17 protein-coding genes are annotated in these 18,649 nt (G+C 60.2%); 10 read left to right on the top strand and 7 right to left on the bottom strand.

Annotated elements, in window-relative coordinates; genetic code table 11:
• The first annotated feature begins 241 nt into the window (after positions 1 to 241).
• Together AB8B33_RS27470 and AB8B33_RS27475 are read left to right on the top strand one after the other, a co-directional pair.
• On the top strand, positions 242 to 1,612 hold the full coding sequence (locus AB8B33_RS27470) for an amidase (RefSeq protein WP_439017783.1): 1,371 nt from the start codon (positions 242 to 244) through the stop codon (positions 1,610 to 1,612).
• 70 nt (positions 1,613 to 1,682) lie between these two features.
• The gene (locus AB8B33_RS27475; protein WP_439017784.1) at positions 1,683 to 2,543 is read left to right on the top strand and encodes a sugar phosphate isomerase/epimerase family protein; all 861 of its coding nucleotides are present in this window, start codon (positions 1,683 to 1,685) and stop codon (positions 2,541 to 2,543) included.
• Here AB8B33_RS27475 and AB8B33_RS27480 read toward each other — a convergent pair.
• Positions 2,540 to 3,430, bottom strand: a complete 891-nt coding sequence (locus AB8B33_RS27480; protein WP_439017785.1) for a helix-turn-helix domain-containing protein — start codon at positions 3,428 to 3,430, stop codon at positions 2,540 to 2,542. The two genes, AB8B33_RS27475 and AB8B33_RS27480, sit on opposite strands and share 4 nt — an antisense overlap.
• A 116-nt stretch (positions 3,431 to 3,546) precedes the next feature.
• Here AB8B33_RS27480 and pobA point away from each other — a divergent pair, with 116 nt between their 5' ends.
• From pobA to AB8B33_RS27500, 4 genes are all read left to right on the top strand, one after another.
• Positions 3,547 to 4,719: a 4-hydroxybenzoate 3-monooxygenase gene (gene pobA / locus AB8B33_RS27485; RefSeq protein ID WP_439017786.1), complete on the top strand. Its 1,173-nt coding sequence runs from the start codon at positions 3,547 to 3,549 to the stop codon at positions 4,717 to 4,719.
• A 397-nt stretch (positions 4,720 to 5,116) separates the two neighbouring features.
• Positions 5,117 to 6,244 carry a tartrate dehydrogenase gene (locus AB8B33_RS27490; RefSeq protein WP_439017787.1) on the top strand — a complete coding sequence of 376 codons (1,128 nt, stop codon included), beginning with the start codon at positions 5,117 to 5,119 and terminating at the stop codon, positions 6,242 to 6,244.
• Between the two features lie 36 nt (positions 6,245 to 6,280).
• The gene (locus AB8B33_RS27495) at positions 6,281 to 7,759 is read left to right on the top strand and encodes an NAD-dependent succinate-semialdehyde dehydrogenase (protein WP_439017788.1); all 1,479 of its coding nucleotides are present in this window, start codon (positions 6,281 to 6,283) and stop codon (positions 7,757 to 7,759) included.
• A 10-nt stretch (positions 7,760 to 7,769) separates the two neighbouring features.
• Positions 7,770 to 8,564: an HpcH/HpaI aldolase family protein gene (locus AB8B33_RS27500; protein ID WP_439017789.1), complete on the top strand. Its 795-nt coding sequence runs from the start codon at positions 7,770 to 7,772 to the stop codon at positions 8,562 to 8,564.
• A gap of 19 nt (positions 8,565 to 8,583) precedes the next feature.
• On the opposite strand, the gene AB8B33_RS27505 is transcribed toward AB8B33_RS27500, so the two are convergent.
• The 6 genes from AB8B33_RS27505 to AB8B33_RS27530 form a co-directional block, all read right to left on the bottom strand.
• Positions 8,584 to 9,309 carry an SDR family oxidoreductase gene (locus tag AB8B33_RS27505; RefSeq protein WP_439017790.1) on the bottom strand — a complete coding sequence of 242 codons (726 nt, stop codon included), beginning with the start codon at positions 9,307 to 9,309 and terminating at the stop codon, positions 8,584 to 8,586.
• A gap of 12 nt (positions 9,310 to 9,321) precedes the next feature.
• Positions 9,322 to 10,383 (bottom strand): ABC transporter ATP-binding protein, encoded by a 1,062-nt coding sequence (locus AB8B33_RS27510; RefSeq protein WP_439017791.1) that lies wholly within the window; start codon positions 10,381 to 10,383, stop codon positions 9,322 to 9,324.
• Positions 10,384 to 10,444: 61 nt separating this feature from the next.
• Complete coding sequence (locus AB8B33_RS27515) at positions 10,445 to 10,651, bottom strand: DUF2160 family membrane protein (protein WP_439017792.1); 207 nt, start codon at positions 10,649 to 10,651, stop codon at positions 10,445 to 10,447.
• A gap of 4 nt (positions 10,652 to 10,655) precedes the next feature.
• Positions 10,656 to 11,492, bottom strand: coding sequence for a carbohydrate ABC transporter permease (locus AB8B33_RS27520; RefSeq protein ID WP_113323263.1), 837 nt, complete (start codon positions 11,490 to 11,492; stop codon positions 10,656 to 10,658).
• Positions 11,493 to 11,496: 4 nt separating this feature from the next.
• Positions 11,497 to 12,372 (bottom strand): carbohydrate ABC transporter permease, encoded by an 876-nt coding sequence (locus AB8B33_RS27525; protein WP_439017793.1) that lies wholly within the window; start codon positions 12,370 to 12,372, stop codon positions 11,497 to 11,499.
• A 96-nt stretch (positions 12,373 to 12,468) separates the two neighbouring features.
• Positions 12,469 to 13,902 (bottom strand): extracellular solute-binding protein, encoded by a 1,434-nt coding sequence (locus AB8B33_RS27530; RefSeq protein WP_439017794.1) that lies wholly within the window; start codon positions 13,900 to 13,902, stop codon positions 12,469 to 12,471.
• A 295-nt stretch (positions 13,903 to 14,197) separates the two neighbouring features.
• Between AB8B33_RS27530 and AB8B33_RS27535 the strand changes: the two genes are divergently transcribed.
• The 4 genes from AB8B33_RS27535 (at position 14,198) to AB8B33_RS27550 (ending at position 18,639) form a co-directional block, all read left to right on the top strand.
• Positions 14,198 to 15,082: a sugar phosphate isomerase/epimerase family protein gene (locus AB8B33_RS27535; protein WP_439017795.1), complete on the top strand. Its 885-nt coding sequence runs from the start codon at positions 14,198 to 14,200 to the stop codon at positions 15,080 to 15,082.
• Between the two features lie 64 nt (positions 15,083 to 15,146).
• Positions 15,147 to 16,361 carry an ROK family transcriptional regulator gene (locus tag AB8B33_RS27540; RefSeq protein ID WP_439017796.1) on the top strand — a complete coding sequence of 405 codons (1,215 nt, stop codon included), beginning with the start codon at positions 15,147 to 15,149 and terminating at the stop codon, positions 16,359 to 16,361.
• 26 nt (positions 16,362 to 16,387) lie between these two features.
• Positions 16,388 to 17,365, top strand: coding sequence for a tagatose kinase (locus AB8B33_RS27545; protein WP_439017797.1), 978 nt, complete (start codon positions 16,388 to 16,390; stop codon positions 17,363 to 17,365).
• A complete protein-coding gene (locus AB8B33_RS27550; protein ID WP_439017798.1) occupies positions 17,365 to 18,639 on the top strand; it encodes a D-tagatose-bisphosphate aldolase, class II, non-catalytic subunit in 1,275 nt (424 codons plus the stop codon). The genes AB8B33_RS27545 and AB8B33_RS27550 overlap by 1 nt, the downstream gene beginning before the upstream one ends.
• Positions 18,640 to 18,649 lie beyond the last annotated feature (10 nt).

An 18,649-nucleotide genomic window follows, 5' to 3' on the forward strand; every position in this document is an offset into this window, starting at 1 on the left:
TGTGTCATTTCAAGTCTCCTGCAATGCACCGGGATGCGGCTTGGGAAGGCAAGCTAATGGCATGCCTATCCGCCTCACGCGTGCAGCACCGCATGTGTGTCTTAACTGCGGTAAATTGAAGAGGGCTAAAGCAAACTCAGTGTTCACAAAATCGTACTAATCATCGTGAAAAGCCGTGCAAGGGCTGGTCCTGCGAAATGATAGGCGGTAAATCCTGCGTGATATCCACAGGACTCTCCCCATGGCCCCTTCTTTCGGTGCGATGTCTATCGCTCAGCTTTCCCTTCTCATCCAGAGCGGCAAGGCCGATCCGGTTGATGTCGCAGAGGCGATCTTCGACGGCATCGAGCAATACGCCGACAAGGCGGTCTTCACCCTATTGTTGCGCGAGCGGGCGATGCGAGAGGCTCATGCTTCCTCGAAGCGCATCCGCGACGGCCGTTCGCTCGGTGCGCTCGACGGCATTCCGATCGCCTGGAAAGATCTTTTCGACATCGAGGGCGTGGCAACTACGGCCGGTTCGGTGGTTCTGGCGGGCGATGCGCCTGCTAAACAGGACGCTGCGATCGTGACAACGCTCAAGAGGGCCGGCATGCTGGCTATCGGCCGTACCAATATGAGCGAATTTGCTTTTTCCGGCCTCGGCATCAATCCCCATTACGGCACGCCGGAAAACCCTCACAGCAAGGACGAGCCGCGCATTCCCGGTGGGTCGTCCTCCGGCGCCGGCGTGGCGGTTGCCGCAGGCCTTGTACCGGTAGCGATGGGCACGGATACCGGCGGTTCGGTGCGTATTCCCGCCGCCCTGAACGGCATCGTCGGCTACAAGGCGACGCGCGGGCGCTATGCCATGGAAGGTGTCTATCCGCTGGCTACGAGCCTCGACTCGCTTGGTCCCCTCTGCCGTTCCGTGCAAGACGCCGTCTGGGTCGATGCTGCAATGCGCGGGTTGACGGCGCCGACGGTCGCCCGGCAGTCGCTGAAAGGTGTGGAAATCGTCGTCCCTCGCAATATCGTGTTTGATGGCCTGGGTTCGGGCGTCGCCGAAGCCTTCGAGGGCGGAGTGGAGCGGCTGCGTAGCGCTGGCGCGCATATCAGTCCGATCGACATTCCGGCCTTCGAGGAAATCCTGGCACTGATGGCAAAACATGGTGCCCTCGTCACTGCCGAAGCCTTCGCTCTCCACCGCGAACGGCTTGCAGGGCCGGAGGCTGCGCGGATGGATCATCGTGTCGTCCTGCGCACGCGGCTCGGCGAGAAGACCAGCATGGCCGATTACATTGCTATTCTTGCCGAGCGCACGCGGCTGATTGCCGAAGTCGATCGGCTCGTCGGCAACCGCTTCCTCGCCTTTCCTTCGGTCGCCCACGTGGCGCCGCCCATCGCGGCACTTGAGCGCGATGACGAGCTTTTCTTCGCCGTGAACGTCAAGACGCTGCGCAATACAGCGCTCGGCAATTTCCTGGACTGGTGCGGTGTTTCCATTCCTTGCGGCAACGGCGAGGCGGATATGCCGGTCGGTTTCCTTCTATCGGCGCCGGCAAACCGTGATGAGGCATTGCTTGCCGTTTCGCTGACGGCAGAAGCAGTCATTCGCGGCGACCGGATCTAGGCGATTGCGGGCTTGATGCGGCGCGTCATTCTTGCCAAAGTCCTCGCGAGGAAACGGGAGGAGATGAAAGATGCAGGTTTTGCAGAACGGTCGGTTTGCGGTTTCCACATGGTCGCTTCACCGGATGCTGGGTGCAACCTACCCCTATAGTCCCGATCCGCAGAAAAGCGCGGCACGCCAGGAGCCCTATGGGGCAGGCACCGTGAACCTGCTCGAAGTGCCGGGCATGCTCGCCGAACGCGGACTTGGCCGGCTGGAGGTCTGTTCGTTCCACCTGCAGAGCCTGGACGCCTCTTATCTCGCCGAATTTCGCGATGCGCTGGAGGCCTCCAGCATCCTTTTCCAGACGCTGCTCGTCGAGGATGGCGATCCCAGCAATGCCGAGACGGCGGAACGTGATATAGGCTGGATCGCCGGTTGGATCGATATCGCAAAGAAGCTCGGCGCCGAGCGCATCCGCGTCATCGCCGGCAAGCAGGCGCCGAATGAGGAAAACCTTGCGCGTTCCGCGCGGCATCTGAAATGGCTCGCCGGGCAGGCGGAGGGAAGCGGCGTGCGTGTCGTGACCGAAAACTGGTTCGCCCTTCTGCCCTCACCGAAGGAAATGAACTGGCTGCTTGATGAACTCGACAGCAAGATCGGCCTCAATGGCGACCTCGGAAACTGGGCGGCACCGGCGAAATATGAAGGGCTGGCGAATATCATGCGTAGGGCCGAAATCTGCCACGCCAAGGCCGATTACAATGCCTCTGGGCTTGATGCTGCAGATTACCGTCATTGCCTGGAAATGTGCGAAAAGGCCGGCTATGCCGGACCCTACACGCTGATCTACGACTCGCCGTTCTTTGCGGATGAGTGGGATGGCATACTCCTGCAGAAACGCTTCATTGAGGACTTCCTTGAGGATGCCCCGGCGCGTCGCACAGCCTAGGCTCGTTCCAGCCTGTTCTTCTCCCGCTTGCGCCAATCCTTGGGCGTCTCGCCCGCGTGCTTGAGGAAGAAGCGGGAGAAATAGGCCGGGTCGGCAAAGCCAAGCCGATGGCTGACCTCCTGAACGCTCGCGAGCGTGAAGATGAGCTCGCGCTTAGCCGCGTCGACGAGTTTGCCGGCGATCAGGTCGTGAGCCGTCTTTCCGGTCATCGAGCGGACGATGCGATTGAGATGGGTCGGCGAAATGCCGATTTCCCTGGCATAGAATGAAGCGGGTCTGTGCGAACGGAAATGCTGTTCGATGAGGCCAGCCAGTTGCTCCATCCGCCGTTCGTTTTCATCGGCGGGGAACTGGCTGATATCCTCCTGATGGGAAATTCTCGCCGTCAGCCGCAGCGCCAATGCGGCATAGGAGGCGAGAAGCTCGCTGCGGCCGCTGCGGTTGTACCGATATTCATCGCCGAGCCGCCTCAGGCTCTGCATGAGATAGGCGGCGTCGGGGTCTTGCGGATCAAGCGCGGTGAGATGCGGGGCTGCAAGCCACTCACCGAGGCGGCTGCGGTCGCCGGGAAGGTGGCTAAGATTGGCGCTCAGCATGGTGATGACGAGGCCGTCGATATCCCGCGAAAAACGGAAGCCGTGATCGAACCCGGGAGGAATCGTGACGACCGCTGGCGGCTGGATGGCATGGCTCCGCTCGCCGAAAATGGCATCGGCTGCGCCGGCATCGATGTACAATATCTGAAAGAAACTCGCGTGCCGATGCAGTTTGATCTCCCAATGGTGCAGGCTGCTACGCGAGGGAATTGTTTCGCAGTGCAGCCAGAAATCGGGTTCTTTGCCCGATGTCCCGCCGTAGAGCTCATAGGTCGGCACATGTCTCGTCATGGGCTTCCTTCCGTTCCCATGTTCGTTTTGTGCAATTTTTCGGTGGGAAAGTCCATTGCCGCTCGAAGGGCTAAAGGTCAGAATTTGGCAGAAAGCAAATTGCAGGGAGGAAGCAATTGCGTACCCAAATCGCCATTATCGGCTCAGGCCCGTCGGGCCTGCTGCTCGGCCAACTTCTGACGGAAGCCGGCATCGACAACGTCATTCTCGATCGGGTGGGCAAGGACTACATTCTCGGCCGCGTTCGCGCCGGCGTCCTGGAAGAGGGCACCGTTCGTCTTTTGGACGAGGCACGGTCGGCTGCCCGGCTGCATGCTGAAGGCCTGCCGCATAACGGCTTTTCACTGGCTTTCGACGGGCGCGATCACCGCATCGATCTCTACGGCCTGACCGCCGGCAAGCGCGTCACAGTTTACGGCCAGACCGAGGTGACGCGTGATCTGATGGAACAGCGCGAGGCGAGCGGTGCCTTGACCATCTATGATGCCGCCGATGTGACGCCGCATGATTTCGATGGCCGCACTCCCTTCGTGAGCTACGAGAAGGATGGCGCTACTCAGCGTATCGACTGCGATTTCATCGCCGGCTGCGACGGCTTCCACGGCGCAAGCCGCAAGGCGGTTCCGGAAAAGGCGATCAGAACCTTCGAGAAGATCTACCCCTTCGGCTGGCTTGGTCTGTTGGCCGATGTCGCTCCGGTCAATCATGAGCTCATCTATGCCAATCATCCGCGCGGCTTTGCACTCTGTTCCATGCGCTCTGTGACCCGCAGCCGCTATTACATCCAATGTTCGCTCGATCAGAAGGTCGAAGACTGGAGCGACGACCGCTTTTGGGACGAGTTGCGCCGCCGCCTGCCGGCCCATTACGCCGAGGCGCTGAAGACCGCGTCATCTTTCGAAAAGTCAATCGCGCCGCTGCGTTCCTTCGTGGCCGAGCCGATGCGCTTCGGCCGCCTGTTCCTGGTCGGCGATGCCGCCCATATCGTGCCGCCGACCGGCGCCAAAGGGCTGAACCTTGCTGCGAGCGATGTGCACTATCTCTTCGAAGGTCTGAGGGAGTTCTACGGAGATCGCTCGAGCGTCGGCATTGATGCCTATTCGCAAAAGGCGCTTGCTCGCGTCTGGAAGGCCGTGCGCTTCTCCTGGTGGATGACGACGATGATGCATCGTTTTCCCGATACCGGCGATTTCGACCAGAAGATCCAGGAAGCGGAACTCGACTATCTCACCCATTCCCGCGCTGCCTCGACGGCGCTTGCGGAAAACTACGTCGGATTGCCGTTCTGACAGGATCCCGGCTGCCTTCGCAGGGAGGCGCTCACCCGATGTCAGCGGAACGGATGCGTCCACTGTGTGCTCGCACCGGGCTACAGTTGAAGCGGTATCCCGTGTCTCGATTTGATCCGCGCTGCCTCTTGTTGCATATTTTCGCCGTGTCTTGCCGCGCCCAACATGCGCGTAGAAAATATCGCAACAATATCGTCGAGAATCTTGGTTGCCTGTGCAAGAACTCAACAGCCATGAAAGCAGGATCGCCGACGGGGTGAAGCTGCAATGCATTCCCGAGGAGATCGAGGTCGAGGGCGTGGCCAATGCCTGTTGCTCGCCTCCCACGACAGCCGCATGATTGCCAAGCAGATGCTGCTGATCAATGGCGGCCTCATCTGACTATTAAGGGGGTCCCATGAACGCCAATACCAATACGCCGCTCCGTCGCTACCGCATCGCCTCCGTTCCCGGCGACGGCATTGGCCCAGAGGTCATCGCCGCCGGCCTCGAAGTGCTCGAAGTGCTGGCCGCCCGCAGCGGCGCTTTCACACTCGACATCGACCATTATGACTGGGGCAGCGAGCGCTACCGCAGGACCGGTGCCTTTATGCCGGAGAATGCCTTGTCTCTGCTGAAGCAAGCCGACGCCATCTATTTCGGCGCCGTCGGCGCGCCTGACGTGCCCGATCACGTGACACTCTGGGGCCTGCGTCTGCCGATCTGCCAGCGTCTCGACCAGTACGCCAATATCCGCCCGACCCGCATCTTCCCCGGTGTGAAAAGCCCGCTCAGGGGGGTCGAGGAAGGCGATCTCGACTGGCTGATCGTGCGTGAGAACTCCGAAGGCGAATATTCCGGCCATGGCGGCCGCGCCCATATCGGCCTGCCAGAGGAAGTGGCGACCGAAACCTCGATCTTCACGCGCCGCGGCGTCGAGCGCATCATGCGCTTTGCCTTCCGCGAGGCGCAGAAGCGCCCTCGTAAGCTGCTGACGGTCGTGACCAAGTCCAACGCCCAGCGCCACGGGCTCGTGCTGTGGGACGAGATTGCCGCTGAGGTCGCCAAGGACTTCCCCGATGTGACCTGGGACAAGGAACTGGTCGATGCCATGACCTTCCGCATGGTCGCAAAACCAAAGAGCATCGACACGGTCGTTGCGACCAACCTGCATGCCGATATCCTCTCTGACCTCGCGGCCGCGCTCGCCGGCTCGCTCGGCATCGCACCGACGGGCAATGTCGATCCCGAACGCCGTTTCCCCTCGATGTTCGAGCCGATCCATGGTTCGGCTTTCGATATTACCGGCAAGGGCATCGCCAACCCCGTCGCAAGCTTCTGGACGGCATCGTTGATGCTGGAACATCTGGGCGAGGCGGTTGCGGCAAAGATACTGATTTCAGCGGTGGAACAGGTCTGCGCTGCCGGCATTCTCACTCCAGATCTTGGCGGCAAGGCAACCACGGCGGATGTGACGCGCGCCGTTTGCGAAGCGTTGCGGGGATCGAACTTCGCCCCCGATGACGAGAATATTCCGGCCGTCTGATCCCCGGCAACCGCGTTTCATGGAAGGTATCCAGTCATGAGCAACAGACTTTCGGGCTACAAGCTCCGCCGTCCGGAGCTTTTTCGCGAAGCGAATTATATTGGCGGCCAATGGGTGCAGGCCGATAGTGGCCGTACCTACGACGTCACCAATCCTGCGACCGGCGAGGTGATCGGAACCGTGCCGGCCATGAGTGCTGTCGAGACGAACCGTGCGATCGATGCCGCCTACAAGGCGCAGAAGGCATGGGCGGGACTGACAGCCGAGCAGCGCGCCAATCATCTCTGGAAGCTGGCAGAGCTGATGCACGAGAATCTCGCGGATCTCGCGGCGATCATGACGATCGAGCAGGGCAAGCCACTCTCCGAAAGCCGTGGCGAGGTCGTCTATTCCGCAAGCTTCATCGAGTGGTTCGCCGAAGAGGCGAGACGCGTCTATGGTGACACGATCCCTTCGCCGGTTCCGGGCCGACGCCTGATCGTGCAGAAGCAGCCGATCGGCGTCTTTGCGGCGATCACGCCGTGGAACTTTCCCTCGGCGATGATCACCCGCAAGGCCGGTCCCGGCTGGGCCGCAGGCTGCACCGGCGTCATTCGTCCGGCAAGCCAGACGCCCTATTCGGCGCTGGCGCTTGCCGTGATGGCTGAAGAGGCAGGCTTTCCGGCCGGCGTCTGCAACGTCATCACCGGCCCTTCGTCGGACACCGGTCCTGCGATCACCGCCAGTCCGAAGGTGCGCAAGCTCACCTTCACCGGCAGCACGGCGGTCGGCGCCAAGCTGCTCGCCGAATGCGCGCCGACCATCAAGAAGACCAGCATGGAACTTGGCGGCAACGCGCCTTTCATCGTCTTCGACGACGCCGACCTCGACGAGGCGGTCAAGGGCGCCATGGGCTCGAAGTTCCGCAATACCGGGCAGACATGCGTCTGCGCCAACCGCATTCTCGTGCAGGACAAGGTGCATGACGCCTTTGCCGAAAAGCTCGCAGCCGCCGTTGCCAAACTGAAGCTCGGCGACGGCATGGAGGAGGGCGTTACTCTCGGCCCGTTGATCGACGAAGCTGCGCTCAAGAAGGTCGAGGCGCATGTCGATGACGCCGTCAGGCATGGCGCGAAGATCGTCTCCGGCGGCAAGCGCGATCAGCGTGGCGGCAATTTCTACCTGCCCACCATTCTCTCGGATGTCTCACGCGAGGCGGAAATCTTCTCGGATGAAACTTTCGGTCCGGTTGCCCCGCTTTTCCGCTTCAAGACGGAAGAAGAGGCGATCGAAATGGCCAATGACACGCCCTTCGGTCTTGCCGCCTATTTCTACGCCCGCGACGTCGCTCGCATCTTCCGGGTTGCCGAGGCTCTCGAATTCGGCATTGTCGGTATCAACGAGGGACTCATCTCGACAGCGGTCGCTCCTTTCGGCGGCATGAAGCAGTCCGGCATCGGCCGGGAGGGTTCGAAATACGGCATCGAAGAGTTCCTCGAGGTCAAATACATGGCCATTGGTGGCCTGGCGAACTGAGGAGAATGCCATGAGTGCAGCTGATATCGACGGCTTTGCAGCCCGGATCCGGAACCACGAAAGCCAGATGATTTCTGCCTGGGTGGGCATTCCCGATCCGCTGTTGGTCAATCATCTGGCTCAGGAAGCCTTCGATGCCGTTGTGCTCGACATGCAGCACGGCATGTGGGACCTGCCGTCTGCAGCTGCCGCTGTCGGCCATGTGCGTATCGCCGGCAAGCCGGCGCTCGCCCGCATCCCGGTCGGTGATTTCGCCTCTGCCTCGCGCCTGCTCGATGCCGGTGCGTCGGGCATCATCGCGCCGATGATCAATTCGGCCGAGGATGCGAAGGCCTTCGTGAAGGCCACAAAATATCCGCCGCTCGGCGAGCGCAGCTGGGGGCCGTCTTTGGCACTCAACCACACCGGCCTTTCGGCTGACGACTATCTCAGGACCGCCAATGTTTTGACGGTCGCAATCGCCATGATCGAGACGCGCGCGGCGCTCGAAGCGATTGACGATATCCTTGGCGTGCCCGGCATCGATGGTATCTTCATCGGCCCGTCGGATCTCTCCATCGCACTATCGAACGGGGATCAGGTGGCGCCGAATGCCGCCGAGATCGACAGTGCCATGCAGCATGCCGTCGCGCGTTGCGGCGCGCACGGAAAATTCGCCTGCGCCTTTGCCGGTGACGGCGAGCGCGCCGGCGAGCTTCTGAAATTCGGCTTCGCTTTCGTCATTGCCGGAGCGGAAACCGCGCAATTACGATCCGGTGCCCGCAAACAGATCAACGCCGCCAGGAAGATTGCTTCCGGCGGCTGATCCGTAGGCATATAGGGTTTCACGCGATCATGTAGCCGCCGTCGATGGGCATGGAGATGCCGTTGACCATCGCGGCTTCGTCCGAGAGCAGGAAGAGGATCACCTCTGCCACGTCCTCGGGCTCTGCGAACCGGCCGACCGGGATGCGCTTTTGCATTCCGGCGGCTTTCTCCGGATCGCTCCAGGCCTTGATCGCCATCGGCGTCAGCGTCACCGTCGGATGCACGCCATTTACCCGGATGCCCTGCGGCGCCAGTTCCTTGGCCATGACGCGCGTCAAGCCGTCCAGACCGCCCTTCGATGCACAATAGGCCGCATGATCCGGGATACCCACAAAGGCTGCGACAGAGGAGACGTTGACGATGGCTCCAGGGCGGCCGTTCTCGATCAGGGACCGCGCATACTCTTGTGCGACGATCATCGGGGCGCGCGTGTTGACTGCAATCAGGTGGTCAAAGGCTTCGACTGTGGTTTCGAGAAAAGGCTGCAGCTCGGTTGTTCCAGCGCAGTTGATAAGGAAATCTACCGGAAGTGCGGCGCGCGCCGCCTCTCGCGTCGTCTTTGCGTCGGCAAGATCGACCTGAATCGCTTCGCAACCAAGGTCTTCACGTAGGGAAACGACATCTTCAGCACTTCTGGTGAGTGCCGTAACCTTAGCCCCACGCTTGACCAGCATCTCTGCGACAACGCGGCCGATGCCCTTGCCGGCACCGGTGACGATCACTTTTTTGCCTTCGAAATTCATTTGTTCCTCACCTTACAATCGCTGTCCCGTTGCCTGATCAAAGATGTGAACACGGCGCGGATCAATATGAAAATGCAGCGTCCGGCCGGGTTCGACCTCGATGCGCTCACGGATCAGGGCATCGATCGGCACTCCTCCCACACGGCCGAAGATCAACGTTTCTGAGCCGGTCGGCTCGTATACCGACACCTCCACCGGAATACCGTCATCGCTGATGGTTATGTGTTCCGGGCGAATACCGTAGGTTACGGCCTTGCCCTCCTCTGCGTTCACGCGGTCCATGGGGAGGGTAACGCCTTGATCAGTGATGACAACCTGCTTTCCGTCGCGAGTTGCGATCTTGCCCTGGAGAAAGTTCATCGACGGGCTGCCGATGAAACCAGCGACGAAGAGGTTTGCCGGAAAGTCATAGAGATCAAGCGGCTTGCCAACCTGTTCCACCCGTCCGTCGCGCATGACGACGATCTTGTTGGCCATCGTCATGGCCTCGATCTGATCGTGCGTGACATAGACGGTGGTGGTCTTCAGCCGCTGGTGCAGTTCCTTGATTTCGACGCGCATGGTGACGCGAAGCTTGGCATCGAGGTTCGATAGCGGCTCGTCGAACAGGAAGACCTGTGGGTCGCGGACGATGGCTCGGCCCATGGCGACGCGTTGCCGCTGTCCGCCTGACAGCTGCTTCGGATAGCGGTCGAGATAACGCGTCAGGTCCAGGATCTCGGCTGCCCTACCGACCTTTTCATCGATCTCCGATTTCGGGCGTTTCGCCATCTTTAGTGGAAATCCCATGTTCTCGGCGACGGTCTTATGAGGGTAGAGCGCGTAGCTCTGGAAGACCATGGCGATGTCGCGCTCCTTCGGCGGGGCGTTGGTGACCACGCGACCGCCGATGCGGATGTCGCCGCTGCTGACGGTCTCGAGACCGGCGATCATGCGCAGCAGCGTTGACTTGCCGCATCCCGAAGGGCCGACCAGCACGACGAATTCGCCATCCTCGATATCGACGCTGACGCCATGCATCACCTGAAGAGCGCCATATCTCTTGGTGACGTCGCTGACCTGTACGTTTGCCAATGTCTTTTCTCCCTAATCCAGCACGGCTTGCGTCTTGATAGTGTTGATGGAATTCACCGGCTCACCCCTTCCAGACGATGTAGGCGCCGAGTACGGCGGAGATTGCCACCGCGAACCATACCGAAAGCCCGAACGGTTCGATGAACCGCAGCCAGAACAGAGAGAGCGCGACCCAGATCACGACGGAGATGAACAGCCGGTCGAACCAGTTCGTCTCGATCGGCAGGAAGCCCGGCTGTTTTTCGTTGTTTCGAGAATCCGAAGCCATTTCGCTATCCTTTCACTGCGCCGAAGGTCAGGCCGGCAACGATGTGACGCTGCACCACCGAGAAGACGATGAGCGCCGGGATCAATGTCAGCATCGAGATCGCCGCCATGATGCCCCAGGCGGTTCCTGTCGTCGTCACGTATTCCGACAGGCCGGTGGTAAGTGTGCGGGCGTTGAAGTTGGTGAGTGTCGCAGCGAGCAGATATTCGTTCCACGCGAAGACCCAGGTGAGGATGAGCGTCACCGCAAGTCCCGGTCGCGCCAAGGGAAAGACGATGTCGTAGAGGACCATCCAGGGGCTTGCGCCATCCATATAGGCCGCCTCGTCCAGTTCCTTGGGAATGGCCTCTACCGTCGGACGCAGGGTCCAGATGGCAAAGGGAAGGTTGAAGGAGCAATAGACCAGGATCATGCCAAGCCTGGTATCCGCCAGCGAAAAGTCGCCGATCCTGTAAACCTGCGTCAGCAGCAGGAAGAGCGGCAGCAGGAAGACCGCCGGAGGCGCCATGCGGTTGGTGATGGTCCAGAAGAAAATGCTTTCCTTGCCTGCGAGATCGAAGCGCGTCAGCGCGTAGCAGGCAAGAAAGCCGAGGGTCGTCACCAGGATCGCGTTCCCCGACGAAATGACCAGCGAGTTGATCATATATCGCCGCAAGGTCTCGTTCGTCAGCACGTCCTGGTAGTTCTTCCAGAAGAAGCTCCGAAGGATAACGTCCGGCGTGGAAAACAGGTCAAAGGGCTGCTTCAGCGAGATGACGAAGAGCCAGTAGATCGGGAAGAGGGTTGCAAAGCTTATCAGCGTCCACAAGAGAACCGAAAGCCAGGGGTTTTGCCTTTTCATCGCATCAGCCTCTCTTCGAACGGGGAGCAATCAGGCCGACGTAGAGCAGCCAGCAGACGACGATGGTGAGATAAAGTACGACGACCGAGATGGCTGAACCGTAGCCGTAATTCGTTTTCGGAAAGACTTCCCTGAAGATGTGAACGCCGATATAGCGCGTCGACGACCCCGGGCCGCCTCCGGTCAGCATCAGGACTTCGTCGACCGTGCGCAGCGCGTCCATGAGCCTGATGAACACCGTGGCCAGCAGGGCAGGGCGGATCAGAGGGAGCGTGATATGCCAGAAGATCTGGCTCTTGCCGGCGCCATCGATCTGGGCCTGCTCGAAGGGATCTGGCGGAAGCGAGACCAGGGCGGCAATCAGGGACAGGGTGACCAGCGGCGTCCAGTGCCAGACGTCCATGATGACAGTGATGGAGAAGGCCGCGAGCGCACTCTGGCCGATGTTCAGATCGTAACCGAACCAGCTTCGCAGCAGATATGGGATGATGCCGATCGACGGTGTCGTCATCAGCTTCCACACCGATCCGACAATGATGGGCGCCATGATCAGAGGCAGGGTGTGGATGGTGCGGAAGAACGCTTTTCCCGGAAAGTCCTTCATCAGTGCCTGCGCGAGAATGTATCCGAGGACGAGTTCGGAAACGACTGCGAAGAAGACGAAGGCGATCGTGATGCCCAGCGAGGCCAGGAACTGTTTGTCGAAGACGAGACTCCGGTAGTTCGAAGCCCAGTTGAAGACCATCAGCGGATTTGCGGCGAAAGGGTTCCACTGGTGAAACGAAACCCAGACGACGTAAATGAAAGGAAAGATGCCGAAGAGCCCGAGGATCAGGATCGTCGGTGACAGCAGCAGCCATCCAAGCTTTTGTGAATGCATCGCCTCATCCTCTTTGGCACCCTTGGGGCGGCCTATCGAGCCAGGAAAGGAGCGGGTCGCCAAGCGAAGACGACCCGCCAAGGTGGGGAGGATGATTTATTTGCGATAGCCGAGCGAGGTGAGCTCCTCTTCCGTCTTGGCGGCCATCTGGTCGAGGCCTTCGTCGGGCTCGATCTTGCCGGTAAGGATGTCGAAGAAGATCGGCAGGGTTGCTTCACGCAACTGGGCATGGAACGGATACGGAGGAGCGCCGGCGAAGAGTTTGCCCTGATCCTTCAGCATCGTGTAGAAGCCGCCGAGCTTGACGTCCATCGCCTTGACCTTCGGGTCGTCGAAGGTCGCCTTGTTGGTGATGCGGGGTGCTGCGATTGCCCAATCGGGCTGCACATCGTTCTGACCCATGAATTCGAGGAAGAGCAGAGCTGCTTCCTTGTTCTTGGACGTAATCGGCAGGCCGAAGGCGCCGCCGTCATAATAGCCGATATAGCCCTTTCCGGATTTCGCATCTTCCAGAACGCCCGGTTCGAGTGGCGGCAGGGCAAAGCCTACTTTGTCGACCACCTTCGACTGCGCAGGATCGCTCGCGATCCATGCGGCGTTCTCGCCGTAGATCAATCCTTGAGCAACACGGCCGGCAGCGAAAGTCGTCGCCGTTTCCGTCCAGGTCGACTGGGTCGATTCCGGCGGGGCTATGTCGCGCAGATGCAGCCAGTATTTCAGCGCGGCCTTCGCCTTGTCGCTGTTCATTGCGCCGCCATGCTCGACCGTCGCTGCGTAGTTGTTGCTGGCGTCGATGCCCCAGTTGTAAACGCCGAAAGTCGGCGCGATGGATTCGAAATATTCGTACCAGGACGCGGCGTGACCTGTATGCGCCTGAGCGGTGGTGCCCCAAAGCTCAATGCCGTTATCCTTGCCATATTTGGTGAAGAACTCGGCGATCTGCGTGTAGTCCTCATGCGTGGTCGCCGGCTTCAGGTCCTTGCCGGTTTCCTTCTTGAAGGCTTCCTTGATCTTCGGATCGTCGAAAAGGTCCTTGCGATAGAGATAGGTCTTCAGGAAGGCTTCCATCGGGACGCCAAAGAGATCGCCCTTCTTGTCCTTGAAGTAGTCGGCGAAGCTGGTGAAGTTCGCGTCGTCGTAGGTCGGCGCCTTCAGATCCGCCTGATCCTTCAGCGTCTGGGTGATGTTGACGAGGAAATTCCGGGACAGGTACGAGTAGATGATGTCCTGTTCGATGTAGACCATGTCATAGATGCCGGTTTTGGCCTCCATGTCCTTGATGGCCTTGTCGTACATCTGATCCCAGGACGTCGTCTCGATCTCGACCTTGATGCCGGTCTTCTTCTCGAATTCCGGGGCGAGCACGTTCTTGATGTAGTTCGATGGCGGCGTGCTTTCGGTCACGCCGTGCAAGGTCACGCCTTTGAACTTGGCGCCGGCGTCGGACCAGAAGTCTGCCCATGCCGGCGAAGCGGCGGTGGCGAGGCTGAGCGTCAGCGCAAGCGCGCTGGCCTTCAGAGCGTAATTCATTTCAATCCTCCCAGATAGCAGCGAGATCATTTCGCCGGGCCATTGTGTAGACGAAAAATGCTGCTCACGCAATATTTGTTGTCCAAACCTGCAAATATGTCAGCTATGTGTTTGATTTTGGTTAGAACTAATTCTGGCGAAAGTAACAGATGCAGGGTCCTTTCACTAAAATGCTGCAATGCAATGAATTTGTTCGCAAAAGCAAAATTGTAATCTGTGAATTTATTTGTTGCGTTGCCATACTAAATGGCATAGCTGTGGCGCTACGAAAGGCTTTCAGCGGAGGAAAAAAGCTATGCGCCGATTGGGTATCCATTCATTTGTATGGACAGGCGGCCAAACACAGGAGGGCCTCGAAATGGCTCTTAACAAAACGGCCGAGCACGGATATCGCACAATCGAATTCGCTTATCTGCGCCCCGAGAAGTTCAATCTCGATCGTCTCGCAAAGCGCGCGCAATCGCTCGACGTCGAGATCGGTGTGACGATGGGCCTGCCGATCGACAGGGATATTTCGAGCGAGGACGCCGCTGCGGTATCCGCCGGCAAGCAGACGCTCGCCGATGCCGTGCGTGCGGTCCGTGACATCGGCGGAAACAAGCTTGGTGGGATCCTCTATTCCGCGCACACCAAGTACAACCGCCAGCCGACGAAGAAGGGCTGGGACAACAGCGTCGCCGCAATCGCTGCGACTGCGGATGTCGCGAAGGATGCGAGGGTCGATCTCGTCCTGGAGATCGTGAACCGCTTCGAAACGAACCTTCTGAACACGGCGGCCCAGGGATTGAAGTTCATCTCCGAGACCGGATCGGACCATGTCCGACTGCATCTCGACACCTTTCACATGAATATCGAGGAAGCAAATCCGGCTGCCGCGATCCGGCTCGCCGGCGACAAGATCGGCTACTTCCACATCGGCGAGAGCAACCGCGGCTATCTTGGCGACGGCGTCATCAACTTCGATCTCATCTTCGATGCCTTGCTCGATATCGACTACAAGCGCGACATCGTGTTCGAAAGCTTTTCGACCGCTGTTGTCGATGAAGGCCTGTCACTCGCCTGCGCAATCTGGCGCGACACGTGGACCGATAACGACCCGTTGGCGGCTCATGCCAAACGCTATATCGAACTGAAATACGAAGAAGCCAAACGGCGTCGCGTCACGAACGCACGCCCCTGATAATCCTTCTGCCGATCTGCTTCGTAAGTGTAGGCTGGAGCAGTCGATTTGAAGAGAAATGAACATGAACGACACCGTCTCCATCGGAAGCTCGCCGCGCAGGATCAGGCAGAACAACATCGTCGCAGCCCTGCAGACGATCTACAGCCATCGCCGCCTGAGCCGGGCCGACCTGGCGCGGAAGCTCGGGATGAACCGTTCATCATCGGGGGAGATCGTTGCCGAACTGACGGAAAGCGGCTTTGTCCAGGAGTCGGACGAGAGCGGCAAACAGCGCTCGGAGCAATCCCGTGCCGGCCGTCCGGGAATCATGCTCGAGCTGGTTCCAGATGCCGCATTCTTCGTCGGCATCGAGCTTGGCGTCGAGCATATATCTGCTGTTGTTGTGGACTTTTCCGCCGATGTCCGGGCCTGTCGCAGGCTGGCCTTCCACGCGCAGTCCTCGACAGTGGAGGAGGCCGTGGCATGTGGCGTCGATCTCATCATCGGCGCCATGGCGAAAGACATGATCCAGCGCTGCAAGGGGCTTGGCATATCCGCGCCGGCGCATATCCGGCCGGAAGGAATTGTCACGCTTGCGCCGATCATTGGCTGGCGGGAGGTGCCGTTGAAAGAGATCGGCCGCAGTGCCTTTCCGGCCGAGGTGCCGATCGCGGTGGAAAACGACGCCAATGCTTTCGCGATCGGTGACAGCTATCGTCATGGTGTTTCCGGCGTAACGCTCTTCCTGCTCATGGAAACCGGCGTCGGTGGTGGGATCATGATCGATGGAAAACTGTTTCGTGGCGGTCATGGCCTTGCGGGCGAAATCGGCCATACTCTCGTGCCGGGAAGCGGCGGACAGAAATTCGAGCAGCTGATCGGCCGCGAGGTACTGATCCGGCAGTATCGGGAGGCGACCGGCCGCACCGACGCCGATCTGCAGGATTTCCTCACCGATGTTCGCGATCGTGTTCCTGATGCTGTGAACATAGCGGAGATCTGGTCGCGGCATCTTGCCTACGCGCTGCTGCAGGCCTGTCGTCTGCTCGATCCTGATAGGATCGTGCTCGGCGGTTCGGTTGCATCGCTCTATCCGATGGTCGCGGCCCGTGTGGCTGTCCATATGTCGGAAGGCCAGAACATTCCTCTTCCGACCCCCGAGATCGTCGTCGATGGCGACGCGGAGTTCGGTTCCGCCTTCGGGGCGGCATGCATGCTGCACCAACGCTTCCTTTCTCTCGAAAACGAGGAATTCGGTGGCGAAGACGGTGCACTACAACGATCTACAGCGATTTAGCGACACCTATCGAAAGCAGGATTGCAATGGTTTCAGTGCTGGCTCCGGACCATCTCGGTCCCACGGTTTGCGTCGGCGAGATCCTCGTGGAGATCGTTGCGACGACGGTCGGAGAAGGCTTTCGTGAGGCTCAGCCGCTCGTCGGTCCGTTTGCCAGCGGGGCGCCGGCGATCTTCATCTCGCAATGCGGCCGGCTCGGCGGAGCAGCGGCGATGGTGGGGGCAGTCGGCAACGATGATTTCGGTCGCGTCAACATTGATCGCCTCAGGCGGGATGGCGTCGATGTGTCTACTATTTCCATCGACACTGACTATCCGACCGGGAGTGCCTTTGTCCGCTACCGCAAGGACGGTTCCCGCGACTTCGTCTACAATATCGCGAAGTCCGCGGCCGCCCGCTTCGGCTGGTCTCAGGGTGTCAGCGATCTCATCAACCGCATCGGACATCTCCATGTGATGGGTTCGGCGCTGTCCGTTCCGAGCGCGCGGGAGGTAATCGACAAGGCGGTCGACATCGTGAAGGCGCGAGGCGGAACGCTCTCGGTCGATCCGAATATCCGCAAGGAATTGCAGCTCGACGAGGATACCGAGCGTCGATTTGCCAGGCTTGTCGCCACCGCCGATCTTCTCTTGCCGTCAGGGGAAGAGCTTGAGCGGGCCGCTGGCATCTCGGGCGAAGCCGAGGCGATCCACCGTCTTTTCGAAATAGGCGTGAAGGAGATCGTGCTGAAGCGCGGAGCGGAGGGCGCGACCTATTTTGGCAGGGACGGCGACCGCATCGACGCTCCTGCATTTCTCGTCGAAGAGGTCGATCCTACCGGCGCCGGCGACTGCTTCGGCGGGGCCTACCTCACCTGCCGGCGGCTCGGAATGTCTCCGGGCGAGGCTCTCACCTATGGTTCGGCCGCAGGTGCGCGCAATGTGACGATCCGCGGTCCGATGGAAGGCGCAGGCACGCGCCAGGAACTCGACACATTCATCGCCTCGACGAAAAGGCGCTCGTAATGCAGATAAAACTGAACGAACTGGCTGCACTCAGGGCTCTGGGCCACCCTGCAGGGATCACCTCGGTCTGCTCGGCCCATCCGATCGTCCTGCGGGCAGCGCTGCGTCATGGGCGTGACCATTCGAGCACGGTTCTGATCGAAGCCACCTGCAACCAGGTCAACCATCTGGGCGGCTATACCGGAATGACCCCTGCGGACTTTGCGGCTCTCGTGTTGCGCATCGCCAAAGAGGAGGGTTGCCCGGAAAACCTCATCGTGCTTGGCGGCGACCATCTCGGACCGAATCCCTGGCGGGAACGTGCGGCCGAAGAAGCCATGGCTGAGGCTGAGAGGATGGTGGCGGCCTATGTCGATGCCGGGTTCCGCAAGATCCATCTGGACGCATCGATGGGCTGCATGGGTGAGCCCGCCGGATTGGACGACGAGACGACCGCTCATCGCGCTGCCCGCCTTGCCGCTGTCGCGGAGACCTCGGCAAGGCGGGCAGGGGGCGCCATGCCGGTTTATGTGATCGGCACGGAGGTTCCTCCTCCCGGCGGCGCGGATCACGCGCTGACCACGATCGAGCCGACTGCGGCTTCGGCCGCCAGGCGGACGATCGATGTCCATCGCCGCGTTTTCGCCGAGGCCGGCCTTACGGAGGCGTTTGGGCGTGCCATCGGCCTGGTGGTGCAGCCGGGCGTCGAGTTCGGCAACCACAATGTCATCAGGTACGACCGCAGCAAGATCGATAAATTGAAGCAGGTGCTCGAGGACGAGCCGCAATTCGTGTTCGAAGCGCATTCCACCGATTATCAGGGCACCGGTCCGCTGACCGCGCTCGTTGAAGACGGGTTTCCTATTCTCAAGGTCGGGCCGGAACTGACCTTCGTTCTACGCGAGACCCTCTATGGGCTGGACCTGATCGCCTCCGACCTCGTGCCTGATTATGGCGATCGTCCGCTCTACGCTGCGATGGAGGCGCTCATGCTGGCAAATCCGGAGAATTGGAGCCGTCACTATCATGGCACGGAAGGCGAGCAGCGCTGGCTTCGGCATTATTCGCTGTCCGATCGCATCCGCTACTACTGGACGTCTGAACAGGCTCAATCCGCCGTCGCGCGTCTTTGCGACGCGCTTGCCGGAAAATCCGTACCGCTCCCGCTATTCTGGCAGCACATGCCGGCCGCCGAGCGGTTTTCCGACGGGCCATTGGATCCGGAAGAGGTCCTGATCTGGCGGGTGACAAAGAGTCTTGCCGAATATCATGCAGCATGCGGCGCAGGGAGATAGGGCCGCCCAA

It is taken from the genome of Rhizobium sp. 768_B6_N1_8, assembly GCF_051811225.1.
Taxonomy (GTDB): Bacteria; Pseudomonadota; Alphaproteobacteria; order Rhizobiales; family Rhizobiaceae; genus Rhizobium.

Excerpts from the sequence above, each read along its gene's own strand:
- AB8B33_RS27480 (WP_439017785.1), bottom strand. The coding sequence starts at position 3,430 with ATGACGAGACATGTGCCGACCTATGAGCTCTACGGCGGGACATCGGGC.
- AB8B33_RS27500 (WP_439017789.1), top strand. The coding sequence starts at position 7,770 with ATGAGTGCAGCTGATATCGACGGCTTTGCAGCCCGGATCCGGAACCAC.
- AB8B33_RS27515 (WP_439017792.1), bottom strand. The coding sequence starts at position 10,651 with ATGGCTTCGGATTCTCGAAACAACGAAAAACAGCCGGGCTTCCTGCCG.
- AB8B33_RS27550 (WP_439017798.1), top strand. The coding sequence starts at position 17,365 with ATGCAGATAAAACTGAACGAACTGGCTGCACTCAGGGCTCTGGGCCAC.
- AB8B33_RS27540 (WP_439017796.1), top strand. The coding sequence starts at position 15,147 with ATGAACGACACCGTCTCCATCGGAAGCTCGCCGCGCAGGATCAGGCAG.
- AB8B33_RS27520 (WP_113323263.1), bottom strand. The coding sequence starts at position 11,492 with ATGAAAAGGCAAAACCCCTGGCTTTCGGTTCTCTTGTGGACGCTGATA.
- AB8B33_RS27505 (WP_439017790.1), bottom strand. The coding sequence starts at position 9,309 with ATGAATTTCGAAGGCAAAAAAGTGATCGTCACCGGTGCCGGCAAGGGC.
- AB8B33_RS27530 (WP_439017794.1), bottom strand. The coding sequence starts at position 13,902 with ATGAATTACGCTCTGAAGGCCAGCGCGCTTGCGCTGACGCTCAGCCTC.
- AB8B33_RS27535 (WP_439017795.1), top strand. The coding sequence starts at position 14,198 with ATGCGCCGATTGGGTATCCATTCATTTGTATGGACAGGCGGCCAAACA.
- AB8B33_RS27475 (WP_439017784.1), top strand. The coding sequence starts at position 1,683 with ATGCAGGTTTTGCAGAACGGTCGGTTTGCGGTTTCCACATGGTCGCTT.
- AB8B33_RS27470 (WP_439017783.1), top strand. The coding sequence starts at position 242 with ATGGCCCCTTCTTTCGGTGCGATGTCTATCGCTCAGCTTTCCCTTCTC.
- AB8B33_RS27495 (WP_439017788.1), top strand. The coding sequence starts at position 6,281 with ATGAGCAACAGACTTTCGGGCTACAAGCTCCGCCGTCCGGAGCTTTTT.
- AB8B33_RS27490 (WP_439017787.1), top strand. The coding sequence starts at position 5,117 with ATGAACGCCAATACCAATACGCCGCTCCGTCGCTACCGCATCGCCTCC.
- AB8B33_RS27545 (WP_439017797.1), top strand. The coding sequence starts at position 16,388 with ATGGTTTCAGTGCTGGCTCCGGACCATCTCGGTCCCACGGTTTGCGTC.
- AB8B33_RS27525 (WP_439017793.1), bottom strand. The coding sequence starts at position 12,372 with ATGCATTCACAAAAGCTTGGATGGCTGCTGCTGTCACCGACGATCCTG.